Here is a 7,656-nt window from a genome sequence, read left to right as displayed (position 1 = left end):
TGGTTAACCATCATGGACTTCGTTCGCCCCTCATCCGCCCTTCGGGCACCTGCATTCGGCACATCCCTGTGCCTCACCCTTCGGACGGCTTCGCCGCGCAGCCCGGCAGTCCTGCCGGGCTGTCTCCCGCAGGGAGAAGGAATCGACATGAAAGCAAACGGGCCGGAAAATCCGGCCCGTTCCATTTCATCGCAGCGGCAGGATTCAGTGCTGCCCGGCCGGATCACTGATCGGCGCGACCGGATGCTCGTCGCCACCCTTGTCACTGTCCGACGGGTCGCTCTTGGGCTTGTCCACCCAGCCGGCCGGCGGTTCGGGCTTGCGCCCTTCCATGATCGCCTTGACCTGCTCGGCGTCGATGGTTTCCCACTCCAGCAGCGCGGCGGTCATCGCCTCGACGATGTCGCGCTTCTCTTCCAGGATACTGCGCGCGACGTGGTACTGCTCATCGAGGATGCGGCGGATCTCCGCGTCCACCTTCTGCTGGGTGGCCTCGGAAATGGTCTTGCTGTGCATGCCGTAGCCGCCTTCGTCGTCGGCATAGACCATCGTGCCGAGCACGTCGGACATGCCGTACTTGGTGACCATGCCGCGGGCCAGCTTGGTGGCGCGCTCGAAGTCGTTGGAGGCGCCGGTGGACATCTGCCCGACGAAGATCTCCTCGGCGATGCGGCCGCCGAACAGGATCGCCAGTTCTTCCAGCATGCGGTCCTTGTACTTGCTGATGTGGTCGTGCTCGGGCAGCTGCCAGGTCACGCCCAGCGCCCAGCCGCGCGGCATGATCGTCACCTTGTGCACCGGGTCGGCCTTGGGCAGGGTCATGGCGACCACCGCGTGGCCCGACTCGTGGTAGGCGGTGTTGCGGCGCTCGTCCTCACGCATGACCATGCTGCGGCGCTCCGGACCCATGTAGATCTTGTCCTTGGCGTCCTCGAAATCCTGCATGCCCACTTCCTGCTTGTTGCGGCGTGCGGCAAACAGGGCGCCCTCGTTGACCAGGTTGGCAAGGTCCGCGCCGGAGAAGCCCGGGGTACCGCGCGCCAGCACTTCCGGCTTGACGTCGTCGGCGGCCGGCACCTTGCGCAGGTGCACGCGCAGGATCTGCTCGCGGCCCTTGATGTCGGGCAGGCCGACCATGACCTGGCGGTCGAAGCGGCCCGGGCGCAGCAGCGCCTTGTCGAGCACGTCGGGGCGGTTGGTGGCGGCGATCACGATCACGCCCTCACCGCCCTCGAAACCGTCCATCTCCACCAGCATCTGGTTCAGGGTCTGCTCGCGCTCGTCGTGGCCGCCGCCCATGCCGGAACCGCGATGGCGGCCGACCGCGTCGATCTCGTCGATGAAGATGATGCACGGCGCGTGCTTCTTGGCCTGCTCGAACATGTCGCGCACGCGGCTGGCGCCGACGCCGACGAACATCTCCACGAAGTCCGAGCCGGAGATGCTGAAGAACGGCACCTTGGCCTCGCCGGCGATCGCGCGCGCCAGCAGGGTCTTGCCGGTGCCGGGCGGGCCGACCATCAGCACGCCGCGCGGGATCTTGCCGCCGAGCTTGGTGAAGCGCGACGGGTCGCGCAGGAACTCGACCAGCTCGCCCACTTCCTCCTTGGCCTCGTCGCAGCCGGCGACGTCGGCGAAGGTCACCTTGATCTGGTCCTCGCCCTGCAGCTTGGCCCGCGACTTGCCGAAGGACATCGCGCCCTTGGCGCCGCCGCCACCGCCCTGCATCTGCCGCATCATGAAGATCCAGAAACCGATCAGCAGCAGCACCGGCAGGAACTGCAGCGCGATGCTCCAGAAGCTCGGCCCGGTGGCCGGCTTCATGCGCACGATGTCGACCTTCTTGGTGTACAGCTGGTCGATCAGCTTCTCGTCGCGCGGCGCGTACAGCGAGCCCTCGGTGCCGTCGTTGCGCCGGTAGCGGATGGCGTTGGTGGTCAGGGTGGTGTCGTCGGTGAACTCCACCGACTTGATCCGCCCGGCGTCCACTTCCTGCAGGAACTGGGTGTAGTTGCTGGCGTCGCCGACGGTCGGCGTGCCGCCGCGCGGGGCGAAGCTCTGGAACACCACCATCAGCACGACGGCGACAACCACCCATAGCAGGAGGTTCTTGGTCAGGTCGTTCATCCTCATCGGCTCCGGTGTTCCTCTGGCTTTCTGACGCGATTCGTATGGGGTCGAGCTTACTTTATCTGCGCGCGCTTGCTCTGGCCCAGGGCATAAACCTCGGGTGAACGCTTGCGCGAGGCCTCCGGCTTGCGGATCACGACCTTGTCGTAGCGGCGGCGCATCTCCCGCACGTAGTCGTCGAAGCCGACGCCCTGGAACAGCTTGATCAGGAACGCACCACCCGGCTTGAGGTGGTTATCGGCAAAATCCATTGCAAGTTCAGCCAGATGCATCATCCGCGGCTGGTCCACCGCGTCCATGCCACTCTTGTTGGGGGCCATGTCCGACAAAACAAGGTCCACCGGCTGGTCGCCGAGCATGGCCTCGAACCGCGCCAGCACCTCGTCCTCGCGGAAATCGCCGTGCAGGAACTCCACCCCGGCCAGAGGCGGCATCTCCAGGATGTCCAGCGCCAGCACCCGGCCGGTATCGCCCATCTGTCGCCGTACCTGCTGCGACCAACCGCCCGGCGCCGCGCCCAGGTCGACGACCACCATGTGCGGCTTCAGCAGGCGGTCGCGTTCGAGCAGCTCCTCCAGCTTGTAGGCCGCGCGCGAACGCATGCCCTCGGCCTGCGCCTTCTTCACGAAGGGGTCGGAAAAATGCTCCTTCAACCAGCGTTGACTGCTCTTGCTGCGGGACATCGGCAATGGGGCTCTGAGGGGCCGGCATGATACCCTGAACCCCCTTGATGACCCGTAAACCCTGCATGTCCATCGTCCTCACCCCGGCCCAGAACCGATTCCTGCGCGGCATGGCCCATGACCTGAAAGCGCTGCTGCAGATCGGCGGCAAGGGGGTCACCCCCGCCTTCCTGGCGGAACTGGACGAGGTGCTGGAGCGCCACGAACTGATCAAGGTGAAGGTGGCCGCGGAAGACCGCGAAGCGCGCGAGGCGATGGTGGACGAACTGGTCCGGACCAGCGGCGGCGCACTGGTGCAGCGCATCGGCCACGTCGCCGTGCTGTACCGCCCGGCGAAGGAAAAGCGCCAGATCATCCTGCCGCGCAACTGAGCGGCGGGGGCACGCCATGCAGCTGAGCCGCGAACTGCCCGACTACACCTACAGCCTGCGCGCGGCCAGCGGCCGGCAGGCACGGGTCAACGACCTGCTGCTGACCCGCAGCTTCCTGCTCGCCCCCGACCAACTGGTCGAGGACTGGCCGGTCACCTCGGCCCGGCAGCTGACCGTGGACGACCTCGCCCCGGTGCTGGAGCAGAACCCGGCGGTGTTCATCCTCGGCACCGGCGAGCAGCAGGTATTCCCGCCGGCGGAAATCATGGCCGCCTGCCTGACCCGCGGCATCGGCATCGAGGTGATGAACAACGCTTCGGCCGCGCGCACCTTCAACGTGCTGGCCAGCGAGAACCGCCGCGTGGTAGCGGCGTTCATGCTGGAAGCGGGCGGCGGCTGAGGCCATGCCGTCGGGGGCATAGCCCCGACCTACTCTCCCGGTGAAGGCAATCGTAGGCATGGGGCTTGCCCCATGCGAGCTTTCCCGGCGAAAGCCCCGCAACCCACGCAGCTACCGGGCCTTATTTCTTCGGCAGGTAACCCAGTGGGTCCACCGGCTTGCCGTTGTAGCGGATCTCGAAGTGCAGCATGTCGCGGGTGGTGCCGGTGCGGCCCATTTCCGCGATCTGCTCGCCGGCCTTGACGCTCTGGCCCTCGTTGACCAGCCGCTTGCGGTTGTGGCCGTAGGCCGACAGCCACTGGTCGTTGTGCTTGATGATGATCAGCTCGCCGTAGCCCACCAGCCCCGCGCCGGAATAGACCACCACGCCCGGCCCGGCCGCGCGCACGCTGTCGCCACTGGCACCGGCGATGTCGATGCCCTGTTTGGTGGTTTCGCCGGCGGCGAAACGCCCGACCAGCACGCCGTCGGCCGGCCAGCGCCAGCCGATGCCGCTGTTGACCGGCGCCGGGGTCGCCGGCGCCGGCGTCCGTGCGGGAGTCGCCGTGGTGCCGCCGGCCGCCGGCCGCGTGGCAGCGGTGCCGCTGCCCGGATACAGCCGCAACGACTGCCCCGGATAGATGGTGTAGGGCGCGGACAGGCCGTTCCAGGCGGCCAGGTCGGCCGGGGTGATGTTGTGCAGGCGGGCCAGCGCATACAGCGTGTCGCCGCGGCGCACCACCGCGGTCTGCCCCGGCTTGGGCACCGAGGTGCGTGGCATGGTCCTGGATGCCGACGAAGCGGCGCCCGTCGGCTTTACCACCGTGGCGGTGCCACATGCGGCCAGGGTCACCGCCAGCGACGCCGCCAGCGTGTTGCGGATTGCCTTGGACATCAGGTCTGCGCTCATGCGAATTTCGCCCTCCATATCAACCAGCCCGCCAGCAGGGCGACCAACGCGGTCGCCACCCAGCCCAGCGGTTCGATCCAGCGCCGCAGCGCTTCGGCCGCGCGCGCGCCGCCGAAGCGGATCACCGCGGCCAGCAGGTAGACCCGCTTGCCGCGCCCGACCAGCATGCTCAACACGTATTGCGGCAGCGGCACGCCGACGATACCGGAAGCCCAGGTGAATACCTTCATCGGGATCGGCATGAACCCGCCCAGCACCAGGAAGGTGAACACCGCCCACGGCGATTCGGCCATCTTCGCCTGCAGGGTGGCGATGCCCGACTCGATCGCCGGCAGCATGCCCAGCATCGCGAACAGCGGCTTGAGCGCCTCGAACGCGTAATGCCCCAGTGCGTAGCCCACCAGCGCACCCAGCATCGAGGCGGCCAGGCTCATCGTCGCCAGGCGCCAGCCCTTGCGCGGCTGCGCCACGCACATCGGCATCAGCATCACCTCGGGCATCACCGGGAAGATGATGGCCTCGACGAAGCTGAGCACGGTCAGGTAGGTGGGCGCGCGCTCGTGGCCGGCCCAGTACAGCGCGCGGTCGTACAGCGGGCCGAAGATCTTCATCGTCAATGCGTTCCCGTACCGTTGCGCGCGTTCAATCCAGCATGCCCGACAGCAACGGCACGAAGCTGACCGGGGCCAGTTCCTCCTGCACGATGCCGCCGTCGGCCTGCCGGGTGAGCTGCAGCAGCGCCTGCCCGCCGGAGCCGCCCACCGGCGCCACCAGCCGGCCGCCGATGGCGAGCTGTTCGATCAGCGCATCGACCAGCGCCGGCGCGGCGGCGGTGACCACGATCGCGTCATAGGGGCCATGCTCCGGCCAGCCGATGCGGCCATCGTCGTGCTTGCTGCGGACGTTCATGCCCAACTGCCGGAAGCGCTTGCGGGCCTGCCGCAGCAGGTCGCCGATGCGCTCGACGGTGAACACCTCCAGCCCCAGCGCAGCCAGGATCGCGGCCTGGTAGCCGGAGCCGGTACCCACCTCCAGCACGGTCTTCGGCTCAACCGCCAGCACCGCCTCGGTCATCCGCGCCACCACCCACGGCTGGGAGATGGTCTGGCCGTGGCCGATCGGCAGCGCGGTATCCTCGTAGGCGCGCGAGGCCAGCGCTTCATCGATGAACAGGTGGCGCGGCACCATCCGTATCGCGTTGAGCACGTTCTCGTTGCCGATGCCCCCGCCGCTGTGGGCGCCGTCGCGCAGGCGTTCGACCAGCCGGTCGCGCACCCGCTGCGAGGTCATGCCGCTGCCGACCGCCTCGGGGGAAAGACGCAGGCGTGGCGTCATGCCGGCCGCCCCAGCGTCGCCGACAGCCCGCCCACCCAACTGGCGACCTTTTCCAGCGCTTCGTAGCGGGTCAGGTCCACCTGGATCGGGGTGATGGAGACGTGGCCGCTGCGCACGGCATGGAAATCGGTGCCGGGCCCGGCGTCCTGCTCGGAACCGGCCGGGCCGATCCAGTAGACGGTGTTGCCGCGCGGGTCGGTGGCGGGGATGCAGCCCTCGGCGCGGTGGCGGTTGCCCAGCCGGGTGACCTCGAAGCCGCGGATTTCCTCCCACGGCAGGTCCGGCACGTTGACGTTGAGGATGGTGTCGGCCGGCAGCGGGTCGGCCTTCAGCCGCGCCACGATCGCCACCGCCGCGCGCGCCGCGCTGCGGAAATTCTTCGCCTCGTGCCGGTGGGTGACCAGCGACACCGCCACCGACGGCAGGCCGAGGAAGCGCCCTTCCATCGCCGCCGACACGGTGCCGGAATAGATCACGTCGTCACCGAGGTTGGCGGCATCGTTGATGCCCGAGACCACGATGTCCGGCTCGTGCTCCAGCATGCCGGTCAGCGCCAGGTGCACGCAGTCGGTGGGCGTGCCGGCCACCGCGCAGGTGTAGTGGTCGATCCGGCGCAGCCGCACCGGCCGGTCGAGGGTGAGGGAATTGCTGGCGCCGGAGCGGTCGCGGTCCGGGGCCACCACGGTGACCTCGTGCCCGGCCGCGCGCAGCTCGTCGGCGAGCATCCTGATGCCGGGGGCGTCCACGCCGTCGTCGTTGCTTACAAGTACGCGCATTGAAGACCTGAATCGGTGAATCGATGGCGGCGCCCTCCTGCCTCGCCGCCTGCTGCCGTGCCGGTGGTGCATGGAGCACCGGCCGGCCCGACCGTGATTGCCCATGATACCGGAATGCGCCACCCGGCTCCCCCGCGATGGCAGCGGCGCGCGGGCGCACGCGTTACGCTGTGCCCATGTCAGACCCACAGGACGAAGACGATGGCGCCCTGTTCCGCGCCGCCATCGGCGCAGTGACGCCATTGCGCAAGGTGGAAACGCCGGCCATCGAAAAGCCGCGCCCGAAGCCGCGCGCGCGCATGGCCGAGCAGGACGAAGCGCAGGCACTGGGCGAGTTCGCCCGGCTGCTGCATTCGAGCGCACCGCTGGAAGCCGGCGACGTCGCCAGCTACCGCCGCGACAACCTGCCGCCGCGCATGTTCCAGCGCCTCAAGCGCGGCCAATACTCCGTGCAGGACGAACTGGACCTGCACGGCGCCAACACCGTGCAGGCCGAACAGTGGCTGCGCCAGTTCCTGCTGGAGGCGCACGACCACGGCCATGGCTGCGTGCGCATCATCCACGGCAAGGGCCTGCAGGCCGACGGCGGCGTACCGGTATTGAAGAACCTGGTCGACCGCCTGCTGCGCCAGCGCAACGACGTGCTGGCCTTCCACTCGGCCCCCGCCGCGCAGGGCGGCACCGGCGCGGTGCTGGTGTTGCTGGCGCAGCGCTGATCCGTGCACCGCACATGCTCCGTAGGCCGGGGCTACGCCCCCGGCGCTCTGGAATGTAAAACAACAGGCCTTGCGCAGCCCGTTGGAGCGCCGGGGGCGTAGCCCCGGCCTACCCTCGTCCCAGCGGGGGCCACTTCGGGGCTTGCCGATGAAGCCAGGTACCGGGCAAGCCCGGCACCTGCAAAGGCGCCCACATCTTCCGTAGATACCGTCTTGCTCAGGCGCGTGCAATGGCCTTTCGGGGATCGAAGGGCGTAGCGGACTTGAGCACCCCCCAGACGATGTGCAGGAGCTTTCGCATCAAGGCGCAGAGGATGAGCTTGGGCGGCTTGCCCCGTTCGGCCAGTCGCCGGGCA

Annotated in this window: 9 protein-coding genes; 3 read left to right on the top strand and 6 right to left on the bottom strand. The window is 68.6% G+C overall.

From position 1 onward, the window contains the following. Positions 1-204: 204 nt before the first annotated feature. A complete protein-coding gene (ftsH, locus tag ABB34_RS07380; RefSeq protein WP_057640611.1) occupies positions 205-2,127 on the bottom strand; it encodes an ATP-dependent zinc metalloprotease FtsH in 1,923 nt (640 codons plus the stop codon). 56 nt (positions 2,128-2,183) lie between these two features. After that, a complete protein-coding gene (rlmE, locus tag ABB34_RS07375) occupies positions 2,184-2,813 on the bottom strand; it encodes a 23S rRNA (uridine(2552)-2'-O)-methyltransferase RlmE (protein WP_057640610.1) in 630 nt (209 codons plus the stop codon). 65 nt (positions 2,814-2,878) lie between these two features. On the opposite strand from rlmE, the gene yhbY reads away from it, so the two are divergent. Then, complete coding sequence (gene yhbY / locus ABB34_RS07370; RefSeq protein WP_057640609.1) at positions 2,879-3,184, top strand: ribosome assembly RNA-binding protein YhbY; 306 nt, start codon at positions 2,879-2,881, stop codon at positions 3,182-3,184. A gap of 16 nt (positions 3,185-3,200) precedes the next feature. Continuing rightward, the gene (locus ABB34_RS07365) at positions 3,201-3,584 is read left to right on the top strand and encodes an Mth938-like domain-containing protein (RefSeq protein WP_057640608.1); all 384 of its coding nucleotides are present in this window, start codon (positions 3,201-3,203) and stop codon (positions 3,582-3,584) included. A gap of 121 nt (positions 3,585-3,705) precedes the next feature. On the opposite strand, the gene ABB34_RS07360 is transcribed toward ABB34_RS07365, so the two are convergent. Genes ABB34_RS07360 through surE form a run of 4 tightly spaced genes read right to left on the bottom strand, consistent with a single transcriptional unit; the run spans position 3,706 to position 6,584 of the window. Continuing rightward, the gene (locus tag ABB34_RS07360; RefSeq protein ID WP_211258183.1) at positions 3,706-4,491 is read right to left on the bottom strand and encodes a peptidoglycan DD-metalloendopeptidase family protein; all 786 of its coding nucleotides are present in this window, start codon (positions 4,489-4,491) and stop codon (positions 3,706-3,708) included. After that, entirely contained in the window at positions 4,470-5,084 is a 615-nt protein-coding gene (locus tag ABB34_RS07355) for a YqaA family protein (RefSeq protein ID WP_057640606.1), read from the bottom strand. Before ABB34_RS07355 ends, ABB34_RS07360 begins: the two co-directional genes overlap by 22 nt. 31 nt (positions 5,085-5,115) lie before the next feature. Further along, a complete protein-coding gene (locus ABB34_RS07350) occupies positions 5,116-5,808 on the bottom strand; it encodes a protein-L-isoaspartate(D-aspartate) O-methyltransferase (RefSeq protein ID WP_057640605.1) in 693 nt (230 codons plus the stop codon). Further along, positions 5,805-6,584 carry a 5'/3'-nucleotidase SurE gene (surE, locus tag ABB34_RS07345; protein WP_057640604.1) on the bottom strand — a complete coding sequence of 260 codons (780 nt, stop codon included), beginning with the start codon at positions 6,582-6,584 and terminating at the stop codon, positions 5,805-5,807. The genes ABB34_RS07350 and surE overlap by 4 nt, the downstream gene beginning before the upstream one ends. A 176-nt stretch (positions 6,585-6,760) precedes the next feature. Between surE and ABB34_RS07340 the strand changes: the two genes are divergently transcribed. After that, entirely contained in the window at positions 6,761-7,300 is a 540-nt protein-coding gene (locus tag ABB34_RS07340; protein WP_057640603.1) for a Smr/MutS family protein, read from the top strand. Positions 7,301-7,656: the final 356 nt, after the last annotated feature.

This window comes from Stenotrophomonas daejeonensis, assembly GCF_001431505.1.
GTDB lineage: Bacteria > Pseudomonadota > Gammaproteobacteria > Xanthomonadales > Xanthomonadaceae > Stenotrophomonas > Stenotrophomonas daejeonensis.
This window is presented reverse-complemented; position numbering and strand designations above follow the sequence as displayed.